The 17077-nt window shown below is 69.7% G+C and carries 17 protein-coding genes and 3 pseudogenes; 8 read left to right on the forward strand and 12 right to left on the reverse strand.

The window, feature by feature from the left end; genetic code table 11:
• Positions 1-764: 764 nt before the first annotated feature.
• A complete protein-coding gene (locus ACWD4O_RS46820) occupies positions 765-1670 on the reverse strand; it encodes a trypsin-like serine peptidase (protein WP_451289213.1) in 906 nt (301 codons plus the stop codon).
• Positions 1671-2138: 468 nt separating this feature from the next.
• Here ACWD4O_RS46820 and ACWD4O_RS46825 point away from each other — a divergent pair, with 468 nt between their 5' ends.
• Positions 2139-2765, forward strand: coding sequence for a class I SAM-dependent methyltransferase (locus ACWD4O_RS46825; RefSeq protein WP_451289235.1), 627 nt, complete (start codon positions 2139-2141; stop codon positions 2763-2765).
• Positions 2766-3460: 695 nt separating this feature from the next.
• Positions 3461-3616 carry a hypothetical protein gene (locus ACWD4O_RS46830; protein ID WP_451289214.1) on the forward strand — a complete coding sequence of 52 codons (156 nt, stop codon included), beginning with the start codon at positions 3461-3463 and terminating at the stop codon, positions 3614-3616.
• A gap of 22 nt (positions 3617-3638) precedes the next feature.
• Here the strand turns inward: ACWD4O_RS46830 and ACWD4O_RS46835 are convergent.
• A pseudogene (locus ACWD4O_RS46835) lies at positions 3639-3847 on the reverse strand (hypothetical protein).
• A 150-nt stretch (positions 3848-3997) separates the two neighbouring features.
• Complete coding sequence (locus tag ACWD4O_RS46840) at positions 3998-4126, reverse strand: hypothetical protein (RefSeq protein ID WP_451289215.1); 129 nt, start codon at positions 4124-4126, stop codon at positions 3998-4000.
• An 898-nt stretch (positions 4127-5024) separates the two neighbouring features.
• Between ACWD4O_RS46840 and ACWD4O_RS46845 the strand changes: the two are divergent.
• Positions 5025-6055: pseudogene (locus ACWD4O_RS46845) on the forward strand (IS5 family transposase).
• A gap of 125 nt (positions 6056-6180) precedes the next feature.
• Here the strand turns inward: ACWD4O_RS46845 and ACWD4O_RS46850 are convergent.
• A complete protein-coding gene (locus ACWD4O_RS46850; protein ID WP_451289216.1) occupies positions 6181-6627 on the reverse strand; it encodes an anthrone oxygenase family protein in 447 nt (148 codons plus the stop codon).
• A gap of 91 nt (positions 6628-6718) precedes the next feature.
• Between ACWD4O_RS46850 and ACWD4O_RS46855 the strand changes: the two genes are divergently transcribed.
• Positions 6719-7297 (forward strand): TetR/AcrR family transcriptional regulator, encoded by a 579-nt coding sequence (locus tag ACWD4O_RS46855; RefSeq protein WP_451289218.1) that lies wholly within the window; start codon positions 6719-6721, stop codon positions 7295-7297.
• A gap of 323 nt (positions 7298-7620) precedes the next feature.
• Here the strand turns inward: ACWD4O_RS46855 and ACWD4O_RS46860 are convergent, their stop codons facing one another.
• From ACWD4O_RS46860 to ACWD4O_RS46875, 4 genes are all read right to left on the reverse strand, one after another.
• Positions 7621-7761, reverse strand: coding sequence for a hypothetical protein (locus tag ACWD4O_RS46860; protein WP_451289219.1), 141 nt, complete (start codon positions 7759-7761; stop codon positions 7621-7623).
• Between the two features lie 102 nt (positions 7762-7863).
• On the reverse strand, positions 7864-8115 hold the full coding sequence (locus ACWD4O_RS46865; RefSeq protein WP_451289221.1) for a hypothetical protein: 252 nt from the start codon (positions 8113-8115) through the stop codon (positions 7864-7866).
• 1037 nt (positions 8116-9152) lie between these two features.
• On the reverse strand, positions 9153-9593 hold the full coding sequence (locus tag ACWD4O_RS46870) for a hypothetical protein (protein WP_451289222.1): 441 nt from the start codon (positions 9591-9593) through the stop codon (positions 9153-9155).
• A gap of 437 nt (positions 9594-10030) precedes the next feature.
• Positions 10031-11401 carry a hypothetical protein gene (locus tag ACWD4O_RS46875; protein WP_451289223.1) on the reverse strand — a complete coding sequence of 457 codons (1371 nt, stop codon included), beginning with the start codon at positions 11399-11401 and terminating at the stop codon, positions 10031-10033.
• A 163-nt stretch (positions 11402-11564) separates the two neighbouring features.
• On the opposite strand from ACWD4O_RS46875, the gene ACWD4O_RS46880 reads away from it, so the two are divergent.
• Entirely contained in the window at positions 11565-12053 is a 489-nt protein-coding gene (locus tag ACWD4O_RS46880; protein WP_451289224.1) for a hypothetical protein, read from the forward strand.
• A 232-nt stretch (positions 12054-12285) separates the two neighbouring features.
• Here ACWD4O_RS46880 and ACWD4O_RS46885 read toward each other — a convergent pair whose 3' ends face one another.
• A complete protein-coding gene (locus ACWD4O_RS46885; protein ID WP_451289225.1) occupies positions 12286-12738 on the reverse strand; it encodes a phytanoyl-CoA dioxygenase family protein in 453 nt (150 codons plus the stop codon).
• Between the two features lie 225 nt (positions 12739-12963).
• Between ACWD4O_RS46885 and ACWD4O_RS46890 the strand changes: the two genes are divergently transcribed.
• The 3 genes from ACWD4O_RS46890 to ACWD4O_RS46900 all read left to right on the forward strand — a co-directional run bounded on the left by ACWD4O_RS46890 (position 12964) and on the right by ACWD4O_RS46900 (position 15797).
• A complete protein-coding gene (locus tag ACWD4O_RS46890) occupies positions 12964-13299 on the forward strand; it encodes a hypothetical protein (protein WP_451289226.1) in 336 nt (111 codons plus the stop codon).
• 1327 nt (positions 13300-14626) lie between these two features.
• Complete coding sequence (gene lexA / locus ACWD4O_RS46895) at positions 14627-15298, forward strand: transcriptional repressor LexA (protein ID WP_451289227.1); 672 nt, start codon at positions 14627-14629, stop codon at positions 15296-15298.
• A gap of 100 nt (positions 15299-15398) precedes the next feature.
• Positions 15399-15797, forward strand: coding sequence for a hypothetical protein (locus tag ACWD4O_RS46900; protein WP_451289229.1), 399 nt, complete (start codon positions 15399-15401; stop codon positions 15795-15797).
• A gap of 34 nt (positions 15798-15831) precedes the next feature.
• Here ACWD4O_RS46900 and ACWD4O_RS46905 read toward each other — a convergent pair whose 3' ends face one another.
• The 3 genes and pseudogenes from ACWD4O_RS46905 to ACWD4O_RS46915 form a co-directional block, all read right to left on the reverse strand.
• Complete coding sequence (locus tag ACWD4O_RS46905; RefSeq protein ID WP_451289230.1) at positions 15832-16140, reverse strand: hypothetical protein; 309 nt, start codon at positions 16138-16140, stop codon at positions 15832-15834.
• A 2-nt stretch (positions 16141-16142) separates the two neighbouring features.
• Entirely contained in the window at positions 16143-16499 is a 357-nt protein-coding gene (locus tag ACWD4O_RS46910) for a hypothetical protein (RefSeq protein WP_451289231.1), read from the reverse strand.
• Positions 16500-16808: 309 nt separating this feature from the next.
• Positions 16809-17077: pseudogene (locus ACWD4O_RS46915) on the reverse strand (MFS transporter); the annotation flags it as partial.

The following is a 17077-nucleotide window of genomic DNA, read 5'->3' on the forward strand; positions in this document are numbered from 1 at the left end:
CAGCGCCGAGGCCGACATGCGGGATGGGACGGCCACCCGCAAACACGCTGGCACCGCTCGCACCCCGCCGGTCCCCAGGCACGCCGACCCTGCTCCCGCGTCAGCCCGACGGGCGGGAGCGCTTCATAGGCCGTCGCTCGTGCAACAACCCCGCCGTGCAGCGGTCGGCGTCGTCGGCGGGCGGCTGGACACCTACGGCCCGGGCACGCCCGGTGGGCAGGTGTTCTGCAGGAGCGTGCTCGGGCACGCCGAGGTGGAGGCTGAGCGTGATAGGCGCGGGTGCAGCCGCGCTCTGCCGAACCTCGGTCGTAGGGGCTCTGCCGCAGCAAATCCGGCATTTACTGCGGCAGGCCTACAGGCCGCCAGACACCGAAAGTCCGTTGACCCCGACCACGAAGCGGAATCGCCGCTACGGCCATCCGCTGCCCCACTACCCCTCTGTGTCTCGCCGACCCGAGGCCGGAACATCACACTGAGCCACTCGTCACTTCGCGGCAGCTCCGGGAGCACGCCCAGGCCCCACTCGCCCCGTCAGGAGTTTTGACAGCTACGCCGGTTCCCTGTTTCGCTCCTACCGGGCCCCCGGTTCCAGCACTCCCGCGGGCGAAGCCCGACCTTGTCGTCCCGTCAACCAGGGCGCTCATCGGCCAAGGCTCCACGCCCGCATGACGACCCCACCCCACATGCGATGAACCGCGAAGCGGCCATGACGGCCTCCGGGTCCCGGGACAGCTCGCTGCTCCGGCCGGCCGGAGCCCCGGCACTCAGGCGCGCTGGGCGGCGTCGTACACGGCCCGCGCGGTCTTGTCGAGCGTCGGCCCGTACATCGGGGTGCCGCCGTCGCCCTTGCCGTGGCTGTTGACCGAGACCACGGTGCCCTTGCCAGTGGCGGAGTCGAAGCCGGCGAGCCAGGGACCGCCGCTCGCGCCGCCGCCGAGGTCGCACGGGACGCGCTGCTCGCCCTCGGGGGCGCGCTGAGAGGTACCGGCGCAGTACAGCAGTTCCTCGCCCCGCTGGGGAGAGGTCGCCGGATAGCCGAAGGCGGTGACCCGTTCACCGGCCGGACGGCTGAAGGCGATGTTCTGCGCCCCCACTGCGTCGGTGAGCCGCTTCCCGTACGCCGGGGTGGCGACGACCATCGCCGCAATGTCATTGACGGTGTCCTCGGCCCAGGAGCGCGGTGTCATGGTCGCCTTTACGGCATAACGGCCGTACGGTGCCTTGCCCTTGGCGTAGCCGGGGACGAAGACAATGTCGCCGTAGGTGTTGACGGGCGAGGAGCCGAGGCGCGCGCAGTGAGCGGCGGTCATGATCACTGAGTGGTTGCCGCTGGTGACGGCGCTCGCCGTGCACCAGGTGTCCTGCCCCCTGGAGTCGACGAAGAAGAGCCGGCCGATGCTGGAGATGGCCTTGCCGGTCCAGGGCTTGCTGAGCGGACCGGTCGGCCCCAGGTCGACGGCGCGGCTGACCTGCTTCATGCGCGCGGGCGTCCAGTACGAGAGGGCGGCGGCCCGTTCCGCCGCCGTGTAGGTGACCGTGCTGACTTGCCCAGTTCCGGCGGCGGCCGCCGCGGGTAGGGCCGGGGCCGCCAGGGGGCCGGCCAGGGCCAGCAGGGCGGTGGCGAGACCGGAGACGGTTCGGCGCGTGCCTCGGGACGGGCTGGGCGACAAGGGGTGTCCTCTCGGATGATCGGGATCGGGCTGTCACCGGGAAGGATGCGATTCCGGCGAGTGGCGTGCATCCGCCGCATGATCTTTCGTGGCAACGGCCGTCTCGTCCACGGTGATGTTCTTGCGGAATCGCCCTGGCCTGGTCGCGCCGCCCGGCCCGCGCCGCCCCCGACCACCTGGTCGTGTTCGACCGCATCGAACGGTATGGCGAGGTGTCGGCGAGGCGCCTGTTCACCGGCCATCGAGTGACCCAGGTGCAGGTGCAGGTGTAGGTGTAGGTGTAGGTGTAGGTGCGGGGCCTGCCTGGCCCAGGGAACCTGAACCTGGGCTGCCCTCCGTGGGGGCGGGCGTGAGCGAGCAGGTGTTCGCCGCGTCGATCTGGCTAGGGTCGTGCTGCTCGCCGCGGTGGAGGCGGTGAGGAAGGCGAGGGCACCGTCCTCGTCCCATCTACCGGAAGGCACGCAGACCATGAACAGCCAAGGTGACCGTTGGGCGGAACTGACAGGCGGACAAGCCGGAGAGGAGTACGCCCGGCGGTTTGCGCGGCTCGCTGAATCAGGCCACGACATCCACGGCGAGGCCGCCTTCTGCGACGCGCTGCTGAAACCCGCCGCCCGGATCCTCGATGCCGGCTGCGGCACCGGGCGGATCGCGATCCGACTCGCCGAGCTGGGTCACCTCTGCACGGGCGTGGACCTCGACCGCTCCATGCTCGCCGTCGCCCGCCGCGACGCCCCCACGCAAGAATGGCTCCACGGTGACCTGGCACACCTGGACCGCCTCGGTCTGGAACCCGGCTTCGACCTGGCGCTCGCCGCCGGGAACGTCATCCCCTTGCTGGCCCCCGGTACCGAACCGGCTGTTGTGCGGCAGCTTGCCGCAGTACTGCGCCCCGGCGGACTGCTGATCACCGGCATGGGACTGGACGCGGAACACCTGCCACTGCCGGAACCGACAGTGACGCTGACGGAGTTCGACCACTGGTGCACGAAGGCCGGACTGACGCTGCGGCAGCGCTTCGCCACCTGGGCCGGCGACCCTTACCGTCCAGGCGGCGGCTATGCCGTCAGCGTGCATACCCGCCCCACCGCCTGAACCCGATACCGTCCTCCGCCGGCCTTGCCCCTGGGCGCATCACGTTGGCTGAAGCGACGGTACGCAGCGGGAGGCTCGGCGCGAGCCACTCCCGCGGGTGCGGGACGACGGTTGAGCGGCGACGGCGGCCCAGCCAGCGACCGGACCACCCTCGCAGCCGCGCAGCAGGCCATCGTCACCGACCGGTCCGCGGCCCTGGCCACCCTCCACCTCACCCGACGGGGCAGCTGTTGGACTCCCGCGTCGAACAGCCTGGGCTTCTCCGGCGGGCCCGCGCCAGTTGAGAGCACGCAAAGGCCCCGGCTGGACGGGGGAGACCAGCCGGGGCCGTAAGGCGGTGACGGGCGGAGGGCGGTCGCCTCTCGGCGGAAGGCTCCATGGGGCTTCAGCCGGACGATCGTCCCCATGGGCTATAGGTGAGGCCCGGGGACACTGTCCCCTCCACCAGCCACGTATAGGTGAACGGTCAACTGTTTCGGGTTGTTCCCGCGCAGTCCCGACGGCCGGTGTGAGCTGAGGAACATCCCTCGTCGGAGGCCTCAGCTGAGACGGTCGGCGACCAGAGCGAACTCGGCGTGGCGGCACTGCAGCCAGCGGCGCGGACGGCTCCGTACCGCGCGATCCCGATGTACGGGTCATTCGGCTCGCTGCGCCCTCGCCGCGTCCGTCGGAGCCGGCGGGGGGAGGCGAAGCGGATGTACCACCATCGGTGGCCGGTGCGGATGCACAAGGTCAGGCAGTGGTATCCCAGCCTCCAGGAGCACCGGGTGATCTGGCGCGGCCCGTACATCAAGGGGCCCGCCGGCGCCCCGCCGGTGATAGGGGAGAAGGCCTACCTCGTGGACTCGTAGCTCCGTGGGCAAAATCGGCGGCTCATCCTCTGGGCCGACCCAACTCCTCCTCGATGCGGACAAGTTGGTTGGATTTCGTCGTGCGGTCGGCGCGGGTGAGCGAGCCGGTCTTGATCTGGCCGCAGCCGGTGGCGACGGGAGGTCGGCGATGGTGGTGTCCTCGGTCTCGCCGGAGCGGTGGGACATGACGACCGTGTGCGTAGCCTCGTTCGCCGCGCCTGGACCACTCACCGCTGGGACGACCGCCCCACCCGGCGACCATGACCCCGCACTCATCTGTGCGAGTTCTCACCAGCTCAAAGGAGAACGGGCTCTGTCCCTTGGGCTGGATGCTGTTGGTGATCTCAGGGTGCTGTTGTGGGGTACGGGATGTGGAAGGTGTCAGGATGCCTGGACCAGGGTGGCCAGGGGAGTTTGTGCGGCGTCGGTCGCGGAACGCGACAGGTACAGCGTGGTGTGGAAGTAGCCGTGGGTCTCCCTGGCCTGCGGATCCTCGCCGGCTGCGGTCACCGCGTCGATCGCGTACCGCTGCTCCTGCTCGCTGGTGAAGCGGCGTTGCGGAAACGTGTGGGGGGCGGGCTTTCTCGGTCCTGAGGCCGTACGGCTCCAGGCACTCGGCGATGCGGCGGTAGGAGTGGGTCCGCAGTACGAATGCAGCGACCCATACCGGGCCGTGGACACAGTCCAGGAGCGGCTCGAAGGTGAGGGGAGTCAGGAAGCTGGCTCCGCCGGTGACGGTGATGAGGCGGGTGTGGCGGGCGGCCTGGCGCAGGGCCGGGCTGGGCGGCGCGGTCTCCAGATTCTCGGCGAACCCCTCGTCCAGCAGGCCGACAGCGCGTGCGTAGGAGACGGCATGGGGGGCGGCGTCGAGTCCGATGACGCGGGCCGGGTCCGGGCGCCGGTGCGCCGCGTAGTAGGCCCGGTCCCATTCGATCAGTTCTGCGGTGGTCAGCTCGGTGGCCTGCGGCGATGTGTAGTGGGCGTACAGGTCCTCCAGGGTGAGCTCGTGGTTGAGCAGAGCGGCGTTGATGCCGTAGGAACAGCACAGGTCCAGTACCGTGGCCGGGCCTGCGGGCCTGCACGCTGTGAGCATGCGGCGGAAGACCGGCTGAGCATGATGAGGGGTCTGGTATTCCCAGGGACGCAGCTCACGAAAGTATGCGCGAGGGTCCGGCTGGTCGTAGATGCCGTCGAACGGAGTCATGGCTCCTGTAGCGAGGGCGGGCGTCTGCCGGGAGTTGCTGACCACGGGTGCTTGTGAGCCGTTCGACCGTGCATGGGTCATCACGTGTTCCCTCTCGCCCTGATCCGGAACTGCTCTCCGACAACAACCAGGGCGCGTATCGGGTCGTGATCAATGAACGGGTTCTCCCCTAGTGCTGATCTTCGATCCGGTAGATCGTCTTGCGTGACGCGTGCGCAGCTGACCGATGTGGAGTGGGAGTTCTTCGAGCCGTACCTGCCGATCGGCGAGTATGGCCCATACCCCGAGCGGTTGCGCCAGCAGTTCGAGGGCGTGGTCTGGCGGTTCAGGACCGGCGGGCAGTGGCGGGAGATGCCGCAGGAATTCGGTGCCTGGTCGACGGTGTCCAATCGTTTCCGGCAGTGGCGTGACGCCGGCGTGTTCGAGGCCCTGTTGGAGGGCCTGATCGCGGAGTCCGCGAAGCCGGGTGAGGTGGATCTGTCGCTGGTCGGTATCGACTCCACCACCATGCGGGCCCATCACGATGCCGCCGGGATGCACACGAGCCAGGACGTGCTCGCCGCTTTGGAGAAGGCTGCCGCCGAAGAGGAGGAGGCCAGGTCGAAAGGGGCGGTCCAGAGGGACGAAACGGGCAGGACGGTGGTGCCGATCCCGAGCGGGACGAGCGGCGACGCGTCCGGCGCCGGCGCAGGGTCCGGCTGAAAGCCGCTCTGCTGGGGCGCTCCCGGGGCGGGCAGACCAGCAAGGTCCATCTCGCCGCCGACCGCAAGTGCCGACCGTTGGCGTTCGTCTTGACCGCGGGACAGGCGGCCGACAGCCCACAGTTCATCCCGGTGCTGGGGAAGATCCGGGTCCGCGGCCCAGTGGGGCGGCCTCGCACCAGGCCGGACGCGGTCGCCGGGGACAAGGCGTACTCGTCCCGTGGCAACCGCGCCCACCTGCGCAGGCGCGGCATCAAGGCCGTCATCCCGGAGAAACGGGACCAGGCCGCCAACCGGACGACGAAGGGCCGCAGAGGGGGACGCCCCGTCGACCACGACGCCGAGTTCTTCAAGGAGAGGAACACCGTCGAGCGCCTGATCAACAAGCTCAAGGCGTGGCGGGGCATCGCGACCCGCTACGACAAGACCCCGGAAAGCTACCTCGCCGGGCTTCACCTGCGTGCCTCGGTGATCTGGATCAAAGACCTCACCCGAACCAGAGCCGAGAGTCTCGCAGGTCACCGAGGGGCGTAGCTTGTCGGGATCGCAGTTGTGGGCTCTCAGCGGCAGTCGCATTCCCGGATGTCGGGATTTCGGTGGCCCGCTGCCACCCGGGGCGTGGGGATTGTGCGCCGCCGGCGTGGTGGCGGCCAGCGGCCTCAGGCGAGGGCGGCGACGAGCAGGGTGAAGGCGGCGATGATGACGGCGACGCGGAGGTAGTGGAAGCGGAGCCAGCGGTTCATTTGCTCCTTCCAGTCCTCGGGCCGGTTCTCGGGGGTCCACGTCTTGTTCCGGTTGTTGATCGGGACGAGCAGCAGGAGCGACATGATCACGCTCAGGATCAGCAGCGCGGCGGCGATGACGACCAGGCCGGCGCCGTGGTGCGGCCATCCGGCGATGGCCCAGAGCGCGCTCAGGACGAGCGAGCCGATGTACCAGAACGGCATCAGGGCGCCGAGCATCCGGCCCCCGTGGGCGTGGCCGAGTTGGCCACTGTCCTCGGGGAGGGCGTTGAGGATCGGGTTCATGACGAAGGCGACGGCGAATTCCACCCCCACCATCAGGCCGACGACCACGGTGGTGAAGACCTCAAGTGCGGTGAGCATGACTGCCCCTCCTGGAATCTAGTGCCGCTAGATGATGAGGCAACGCTAGTACTGCTGCCGCTTGATTGTCTAGCGGTGCTAGAATCGAATCATGTCGGTACAGGAACGCAAGGAGCGCGAACGGGCGGTCCGCGAGCGCCTCATCGTGGCGACGGCCCGCGAACTCGCCGAGCAGCAGGGCTGGGACGCGGTCACCACCCGTCGGCTCGCCGAGCGCATCGAATACAGCCAGCCCGTCCTCTACAGCCATTTCCGCGGCAAGCGCGAGATCATCGGCGCCGTCGCCCTCGATGGCGCCGCCGAGCTGGCCGCGGTGGTGCGGGCCGCGGCCTCCGCCGCGGACGGCCCGCGCGAGCGGGTCGCCGCCCTCGCCCGCGCCTACCTCGACTTCGCCGAGCGCAACCCGGCGGTCTACGACGCCATGTTCCAGCTCGACGGCGGCCTGGCGTTCGCGGACGAGGACACCCCGGAACCTCTCAAGGACGCCTTCGCTGCGCTGCTGGAGAGCCTGGGCGAGGTCGCCGGGGATGGCGTCCACCCGGGGCTGTTCACCGAGCTGTTCTGGGCGGCCCTGCACGGGGTGGCGACGCTGACCCGGGCGGGACGGCTGCCGCCGGAGTACCTCGAGCCGAGGGTGGAGCTGCTGGTGGACCGGCTCGCCATCGCCTGACACCCCCTCCCGGCGGGCACTTGGCTGGGGCCCTCGGGCCCCGCCACTGCCGGCCTGCGGCACCGCTCTTGGTTACTCGCGCCCACACGGCGCAGCCGCAGACCGCTGGGCCCCGTACCCCAGACGGGCACCCGCCCCGGAAGCTGCGATGCTCATTGATCACGACCCGATACGCGCCCTAGTGGGCGACGGGACTGGTTGGGAACAGCGCGGAGACGAAACCAGCCAGGCGCGCCTTCGGTACTCGCGTAGAAGATCACCAACAGGGTCTGGGCTGTGCGGGCCTCTTGCCCGCGAGGCTGACGGCCGTCGACGGCGGTGGGTTACGGCATTGCCGCGAATCGCTCCCGGTGGTCGCGTGCCCACTGCTCGAACGTGCCCGCCGGTCGGCCGAGCACCCGCGGCACGTGGTCGGTGACGTAGGCCGCGCCGTCGGCGCGCGCCCAGCCGATGCCGGTGTTCAACGCGGGGCGGCGTCCCGCCGCGACCCCAGAGCACCTGCCTGACCGGCTCGATATCCGCGCTGGCGAGAACGCCCGGATCGTCGAGGACGAAGCCGCCTGCAGCTACTGCAGCGCCTCCCCGCCCTGCACGCCGGCCTCGTCCAGGCTGCCGCCGGCAGCGACCGCTACGAGGCGCGGCGCGGCGTCGAGATCGGCCACCGCCATCTGTTCGACGCCGCAGACCTGCTCCAGCGCCACGACACCCGCTCGGTCTCCAGCGAGCCCATCGCCCGGGAGCGGCTGATGCTGCAACTCGTCGTCCAGACCCGCCAGATCGTCATTCCCACGCAGGGCGATGCGGCGGCTGCCCGGCACGACCGATTCGACGGGCAGCCGCGGCTGGGTCCGTATCCGCCCGGGCCTTGCCCGCGGCCCCAGCCATCAGCCGAGCACACGACCTTCGTCCCGCCGACGAAGGAGGAAACGCACATGCTCCAGGACGGTTCCGACCAGTCCACCCGCGAGGTGTACCTGCTGTGCTGTTCGCGCACGAGGCCTACTACCCGGCCGCCGCCCAGGAGATCAACACCCCGCTCGTCGCCGCAGCCTCTCTGCTGCATCCCCGTGTCCGGCAGCCCGACGGCGCCCGCATCTAAGACCGCCTCACCCGCGGCCGCCGGCCAGGCGAGTCCTGCCGCTTGCCACGCTTACTTACGAATTAGACGGCGGTAAGCGCTGGCCGGAGGTCGGCGATTGGGAGGCGATCACCGCCGCGGATCTGCTCCAGCTCGTCCGGGACCGTGAATGCGATGCCCTCAGCCTGGGCCTGCCGGGCATCGCTCGCGCCCTGGTGTGCTCCGGCCCGTACAGCGAGGTACGCGTTTACGACCCGGTGGCTGGGCGACATCAGGCGTACGGGCCTGCCGAACGCATCGAGGTTCTGGTCGAGGTCGGCAGGCAACTGGCCCGGGCGGAAGCCGGGTGCGTCCTCTGACCGGGTGACGGCCTGCTGGTTCCCACCAGCCGCAGGGAAGCCGAGTGATGTTCGGCTACGAGCGTGCGAGGTCTGGGCTGCCCTCCGCAGACTTCTCGGCGCGCACGCCCCAAGCGCCACAACCGCCACAGGTCAGTCCGGGCAGAAGGAGCCGGTTGCCGGTCTTGTTGTTGCGGACGGCGGCGTTCGCGGCCGAGTACCGGCCCTTGGCGACGGTCTTCGCCGTCGCGTTCGTTGACGCCGCTGTCTGCGACGCGGCCGGCGCCTCCACAACCAGCTCAGTCAGGCGCGAGCACCGCCACAAGAGGACGAGCATCAAAAATGAGCGTTCCTTGCTGGGCAGGCGCCAACCCCGGCGGCCGCTGCATCAACTCTGGTGCGCGGGCGTGTGGCGGCCTGAGATCCAGGTGATCCCCGATCAGCGGTGGCCGGTGGCCAGGATGACGAGGAACTGGCCGCCGCCCGCCTCGATGTCGGCGGTCACCGGCAGCCCCGGTACCAGTCGGGAGAACCGGTCCACCAGCCAATCCGCCGCTTCCTGGGCGTCCTGCCTGGTCGGACAACGGCCCACCATCTCGCGGCCCCCCTTGCGCTCCAGCCTCGCGGCAACGGTGATCAGCGGCGCGGGTTCGACCACGTACAGGCGGTCGGGCCAGGCGATGACCACCTTGACCGCGCCCTTGCGGCTGTTGCACCCGCGGTGCGCGAGCCGCTCGGCGACCTTGGCCTTGCGGTCGGCGGTCCGGCTGTCAACGCTGGGCCCTTGCGGGTCGTTCACCGACTTTTCGGGGTCGACCGGTTCGTCGCACACCCAGCACTGCCAGCCGTCGCGCTCAGCTACATCATCAAGGAGACTCACCCGAGCAAACTAGCCTGCCCAGCTGTCACCCCGCGCACCAGGGCCTCGGCAATGAGGCCGGGTACGCGGTCGCCCTGCACCACCTGAAGTCGATCATCGACCGATACGCCCCGTTCACCGCCGGCTACAAGCCGCCGGAGGGGGCCGCCTCACAGCCCCCGCCTGGCAAGGCCCAGGAGGAGCCCGAGTCCGACACCGCAGCGCCCGCCGCTCCGGTCGCCGCGGAGTCGTACGACAAGCTCACCGCGCGGGCGGATCAGCGTCGCTAAGAGGCTTTTCACCCCGTCTGGCGCTGGTACTTCGACGGTGACAGCGGGCCGTATCGGGCGGGCATCGATGCCTTCACGTACTTCGCGGAACTCGGCCCGGACCCGAACCGGACACCCGGCGACCTGCTGAAATGGCTCAACACTCACGACGGCAAGAACCTGACGGCGTCACTGGGCCTTCGGGGTCGGCTCAATGACGTGTATCGCCTTGAACTTCGGCAGGGCCTTGTCGGCGTACTTCTCGTCGGCGTTGTGCGCCTTGAACGCCTTCCAGGCGAGTTGCTCATCATCCAGCGCCTTGTTGCTCTTGTTCCCGATGAGTGCCGCCACCCGGTCCTTGACGTCCGTCCGTCCGAGCGTCATGCCCTCGTCGTCTTCGGCGGCCTGCTTCATCTTCGCCCCGACCTGCGGCAGCGACTTCTCGACCGCGTGACGCAGCCAGGCCGCCTGGTCCTCACCCCAGTGCGGCTTACCCCGCTTGGTGTCCATGATCTTCTTCTGCTCGGCGACGTAGCGCGCCGCCGACCGCTCACCGATGCCGATCCCCGCGCCCGCGCCGGCCTTGGCCAGCCGTTCCACGACCTGCCGGTCGCCGACCACGGCGGCGAGGCCCTGGCGTTCCTGGTCGGTGAGGTCCGCGACCGTGGCGGCAGGCGGGGGCCTTTTCTTCTTGTCCTTGGCCTTTTCCTTGCGCCATTCCGCGAGGGCCCTTTTGTTCGCGGGCGCCAGGGCCTTCTTGAGCTCCGTGGGAGTGGCCTGTGCCGCGAGTTTCTCCGCGCTCAGTTTGTTCAGCTCCGCGATGTTCTCCGGCCGCTCGGGAAGCCCGGTGATGACCTCGCTGCGCCAAGCGCCGAACTTCCGCATGCGTTCGAGGTCGGCGTCGTCAAGTCCGGTCTTCGAGAGGTTCGCCGAGACGGTCCGGTCCGCCTTCGCCTGGTCGAGTGTGGTTCCTGTCGGAAGTGCCATCACGGCCTGCCAGACCGCCTTGACCGCTGCCGTGCACTCCTTGGCGGCTGCCAGCTCGTCCGTGGTGAGGCCGAACTTGTCGCGGAGTTCCTTGTGTCGCCCCAGCAGGTCGAGCGTCCAGACCAGCGTCGCCTGCACCCTGCTCCGGTAGCTGGCCCGGGTTCCCGAACTGGTGTCGTAGGACGATTCCGTGACGGGCTTGTCCGCGCCGCCGACCTCCATCTCCACGATCACGCGCAGGATGTCCGCGATGAGCCGCTCGATCTGCTCGGGCGTGCGCTCCGCCTTGGCTGCGGTGGCGGTCGCCGGCGCGCCGCCCCCGGCCCGCTGGATCGTCACCATGCCCAGGTGGCCGTGCACGCGTTCCGCCCTGGGCGCCTCGGCCCATGTCTGGCGCCCGGTCAGGAGCCGTGTCACCGCCGTGTTGCCCGCCAGTCGCTGCAACTCCAGCAGCGAGGCGTGCCCCCGCGCCGGCCCACCCTGGCGGAGCCCCCGCCGACCGGTCCGCTCAACGTCGTCCGAGCGCACTGCGGGGGCGTGCTGGGTGGTTTGCCCCCGGCGTCGCTCCTCCATGCCGTCAGTATTCCCCGGACCACCGCCAGCGGCACGACCCGTCCCCGCCCGCTGCCGAGGACTGCCCTTTCGGGTAGGTCGCGCCTCCCCTTCGGCCGTAGTACGAACGGCTGCAGCCCTGAGTAGTGGGTGTGCCCGTCGCTGTGCGAGGGGTGGACAACGCGTGGCCGTACAGCCGGACCAGACGTGGCAGGAAGTGTCCACGCTGGGTGATCAACCGGCCCAGCGGAGCACCGGCGGGCTCTTCGGCTCGCTGCCGCGGGTGACCTGGCACCAAGACGGTCTGTGGCGGCGGCAGATGGCCCGGTCCTTCGACGACCTGGCCGCCGACTGCTCGTCCAGCGCCGAGGTCGAGCCGCGCAGCACGGGCGAGGAGATGGCCCTGCACCTCGGCATCGCCCGGGCCCAGGACCTGACGCGCAACCGGCTGCGGCTCGTGCGGGACACTGTGGCTGGCCTGCCCGAAGACCGGGCGGACTTCGACTGGGGCGCCGGTTCCGACGTCCTCCTTCGGGACCACGACCTGCTGATGTTGTTTTCGACAACAGTCGTTGCCGGGATCAGAGGACCCCGGCAACGGCATCCGTCCGGCCATGGGCATGGTCAACCCCGCCCCGAACGAGTGGTTCGCCACGTTCGACCAGGGCCGTGACCCTGACCGGGGCTTCCGCTACCCGCGCCCGCGGCCTGCTGCCGAGCGCGCCGCACCTAGCGTCGAGGCGGCCTCTCCTGCGTGTCGAGCAGAAGGTCCCGCACGTTTCATGGTTGTCGTCTGGGCGTCCAGTCCGGTCGCCAAGGTCACCGAGCGCGTCCGTAGGGCATGCGGAGTTGAAGGTGAGGCAGTCGGGGCGTGGGCCGGGACTGGAGCCAGGGGCGGCCGGAGATCACTCCATGGAATGCCACCGGTTGCGCAGGGGTGCGGCCCCCGCGCCTTTGGCGAGGGAACCGTCCGGGTTGCGGTTGGGCATGCCGACGAGCTGCCGCTCGACCGGGCTGAGGGCGAGATCGACCGGCAGGTCGGTGGCAGGGTCGTCAACAGGTTGGAGCCACCGGTAGCCGTACTGGAGCATCAAGGCGATGCGGGGACGGCCGGAGAGGTTGACGCCGCTGGCATGCCAGGTGCGGTTCTCGAACAGCACGGCGTCGCTGTCCTTGAGGTCGGGCGTGAGCGCTCCGGCGGGATCGGCCGCGCCGTCGGGGATGCCGGGATCCTCGGTGAGGAGGTGGCTGCCCGGCAGGAATATGGTGAGCCCGCAGTCGCCGGTGATGGGGGTGAGGTAGTGGGCGACTTTGATGGCCATGCGCGGCGTGTGGGCGAAGCCGAGGTCTGCGGTCACGCCTTACATGTCGCGGTGCCAGCCGGGGAGTTCGGGGGTGCGGATGGTGCGCGGGGGCCGGAGGGCAGGGCGATCAGATGGGCGGAGAGCAGGTGGAGGTTGGGGCTCAGCAGGCCGACGACGGTCGGGAGGGTGCGGGGGTTGGCCAGCAGGGGCAGGAAGGCACGGTCGAGGTTGAGGCAGCCGCGGAAGCCGGCCGACTGGTCCCAGGGTGCCGCTCAGGTCGTGGCCACGAACCGGGAGAACGGCTACCCGGCCCCCACGACAGTCGAGATCGCCCGCAGCCTCACCCGGGCCGTGCTGTTCATGGCCGACGACGAGGCGTTCGCGCCGATCGTCCGCTACATGCGTACCTACCGCGAGCTACGGGTGCCCGTCGTGCCGGACGGCAAGGGCCGCTACGGCCGGCTCGACGCCATGATCTGGATGCCAGGCGGCCCGGACATCGTCGTGGAGATCGATTCCGCACCCAACGCCTCTTCCGCGCAGAAGCTCGCCTTCGCCCGTGACGCGGGCGCCCACCCGCTATGGGTCCGCTTCGGGTTCGGCGGCATCGAATAGATCGACGGCGTGATGGTCCTCGACATCCGCGACGCCGTGCGCGGCGTGTGCGAAGCGGGAAGCTGCGGCTGAGCCACGCAGGCCAGGCACCCTGGCCGAAGGTCCTTCGCGTCCTCCGCCCGGGCGCACCGTTCCCCGCCGCGATGGCGAGCACCGCCACGGCGCGTCCCAGCCTGGAACATTGCGCCCCGTCCGCTGGTAAGGGCAGCGGCAGGCTGGGCAGGTGCGAGTGCCGCAGCCGGAGTTCTTGGGGAGCATTGCCGCGACCGTCGGCGGAGGCCTGCGTCGGGCGGGCGACCGTGAGGTTCTGACCGCGTTCACCGTCGAATGTGTCAGAGCACGAGAAGAGTGAGCTGACGTGTTCCGGGTAACTAACCCCGACCGTCCGAAGGACACGCCGCCGCGTGACTACATGAACATCCTCACCCGGCTCGTGACCGTCCCGGGCCACCTTCTGAAGATCGGTGAACCAAGGGTGCGGGCTGCCAGCATCGCGAAGGGAGATCTTCTTGCGCCTACGCATCCGCATCGACCGCGACCCCGACCCCGACCCCTGGACCGGGCCCCCGGCCGTCATCCTGACCGACACCCCCGATCCCGACTGCCCGTACTGTCACGGTGGCGGCGAAGTCAGGGGAGCCCCCATAGTCGCTGACGCGGACTGCAGCTGGTTCTGCACGTGCTGGGACCCCAATCGCCGCTGGACCCTGCTCCCGCTTCCCCGCCGAACCCCGCCCCCCCGGCGACGACCCCGACCAGTCACCCTTCCCGCCACCGTGACCCTGGCGCGGCTGACCGCCCGCGCCTGGGCTGGCTGGCCCCGCAGGCCTGCCCCGCGCCGGGAAGACCAGCGCGCGCACCCGGGCCGCGTCCACGTCATGCTGGGTCTCACCCCCGCAAACGCAGGTCCACGGTCTACGCCGTGATCTCCGTACGAGGGACAGAGTGCGGCGATGGCCGCGAGGATGACAGGGCGGGCCTCACCTTCATCAGCGAGATCAAGCACGCCCCAGGCTTTGGCGCGCCCGGTCGAGGCCCTGTGCCGCCAGGCGGAAATCCTCACGCCCACGGCGGCAAGGGAGCCCGCCCCCACAGTCGGCGTGGTCCAGCAGTGACGGTGCCGCTGGACCACGCGCTCCCCTCAGCGGCGGATATGGATGCGGACCTGGACGGTGCCGCCGGCCGCTGCGGCTCCGAGACCGATCACCGGGGCTAAGAAGTGCCCGGCTGAAGAAGGCAGCGATCAGGAGTCGAATCGGTGTTCCATTTGCGCCGGATGGCGGGTTAAGGTCGTGTTCCGTGAGGATCTTGTACGGAGGTGCCCGGTATGGAGAGCAGCGCGTCCGCCCGCCGGGGCCGCCCCCCGGGCCCTCGGACCGCCGAGGGTGAGCTGACGAGTCGCCAGTCGGCCATCGTCCGCTGCATCACGGAGTCGGTCGACCGTCAGGGGTACCCGCCGTCGATGAGGGAGATCGGCCAAGCTGTGGACCTCGCCAGCACGTCCTCGGTCGCCCACCAGCTGATGTCCCTCGAGCGCAAGGGCGTCCTCTACCGCGATCCGCACACCCCTCGCGCCTACCGGGTGAGGCCCTCGTGGGCGCCCGACCTGGGAAGCAGGAGCGAGGCGCCGGTCGACGTGCCGCTCGTCGGACGGATCGCCGCCGGCGCACCGCTGCTCGCCGAGGAGATGGTCGAGGACGTCTACTCGATGCCCCGCCAGATCGTGGGCGACGGTGAGCTGTTCGCCCTGACCGTGGTCGGCGACTCCATGATCGACGCTGCGATCTGCGACGGCGACATCGTCACCGTGCGGAAGATGGACAGCGCCGACCACGGCGACATCGTCGCCGCGCTCCTGGACGACGAGGCCACCGTCAAGGTTCTGCGCCGGCAGGACGGGCAGGTGTGGCTGATGCCCCGCAACCCCGCCTATCAGCCGATCCCCGGCGACCAAGCGCAGATTCTCGGCAAGGTCGTCGGCGTCCTGCGCCTCCTTTGAACGACCCGGCCTGCAACGACGCCGGACGGGGTAGGGACGGCCAAGAGCCGTCGACCGACTCGCACTCCAGCTCAGCCAAGCCGAAACGGCCGACCGGCGTGTGGATAAGGCGAAGAGCGCCGGAAGCAGCCGACCGAACCGGGACGACCTCGCGCCCGCCGAATACCAGCGGCGGCTCCACGCGTACGTGCAGACGCCCGAGTACAAGGCATCCGACCGCGAGCTCCGGGGCGCTGTGGTCCTGAGCAAGGCACACGACGCCGCCCTGTTGCGCGCAGCCCACGAACTGCTCGCCCGACGCTCGACCTGGCGGGCCTGCAACTGCTGCAAATCCTCTTCGACGCCGCGCGGGTGCACGGCACCGAGGTGCGCCTCGCGCCCGTGGTCGTTCCGGTGGTACTGGGACGGCCCGGTCTTCACGAGGGGGCCGGACGTGGCCGCTCTGCTGGAGGCGCAGGCCGACCGTGATCGGCCGCTCGGCCGGCTGCCTCTGGCCTGAAGAGCCCGCGCGGGTATGGGGCAGGAGAGCGGGATCATCGGGGGAGGGCGGGAGGGCCGTCTGGTAGGCCACGAAGAGGTTCCTCTGGCCAGGCGAAATGGCCGTCTTGCCACCAGCTATGCAGATCACGCCGGCGCAGGTCCGTGGCGGGGATCTCCCGGTCGTGGACAAGAGTGGCGTCCGGGCGCCCTCCGACGATCTCGATGTCGTTGTCCACCGAGGAGCGGAAACGAATGTCCGGTTTCTCGAGAGAGGCAAAGCCGATGTTCTTCGGCCGCCGGTTGCCATGCAGTCGCGTCGACACCACTGTGAACAGGGGATAGCCGCCATCGCTGCCGGCCACTCTCAACTCGACCCCAGCGGTACGGAGATGACCGTTGATGATGCTGACGGCCTTCTCCTCGAAAGGTCTTCCGTCGACCAGTCTCCGGGGTTGCGGAAGACATGCCGTGCGATGCGATCCCTCAGTGTCACCGGCCGCCTCCCGTTCAGCAGCAGGCCCTCAAGCTCCTGGAAGGACAGGTCCGATTCCGCGGCTATCCAGAATCGGTCAAGCAGCCGCATGAAGCGGTCGTGGTGCTGCGTCAGCTCCGACAGGTCGAGGGCGCGTGCCAGTTCACAGCGGGCCTTCTTGGGTATCTCGGGCGGCGCGTCCTCTGCCCACAGCAGGTCTTCGAGCTGGTAGCGGTTCGACGGACTCACATGGACGTGGCTCCGTTCCTGGATGCGTCGCGTGATCTGCGGCAGCTCAGTGCCGGGTACTTGGTCGAGACTCAGCTCAATCCGATCGCGCTTACTACTTTCAGTCGGAGGGCCAGTGGCTCGTTGTAGGCCGCGCCGTGTTCTCCGAGTCGGGACAAAACCACAGTCCACGTTGGGCGTGGGAAAGCGGGATCATTGGTTCCCCCCATCCGATGACGGTGTGACTGTCTTCGACGACACTCGTTCCTGGTGGCGGTACCGGTCGTTCGGTCGACCGTGGTGAACGGCTTGACGACATCGGGGGGGGTGTCACGGCCTTTCGGCCACGGCTTCGGGTTCAGGTTCGGGTTCAGGTTCGGGTTCCTTGAGCGGGATGTCGCGCATGCCGCGCAGCGGTGAGAAGAACAGCCACAGTCCCGCGCAGCAGCCGCCGGCGACGGCGATCCACAACGTGGTCCGGACGCCGAAGGCGGTGGCGAGCGTGCCGCCGGCCAGACCGCCGAGCGGCAGTGTGCCCCAGGTGATCCAGCGAGCGGCGGCGCTGACCCGGCCGAGCATCTCCGGCGGGCAGGCGGCCT

Source organism: Streptomyces sp. NPDC002623, assembly GCF_053592635.1.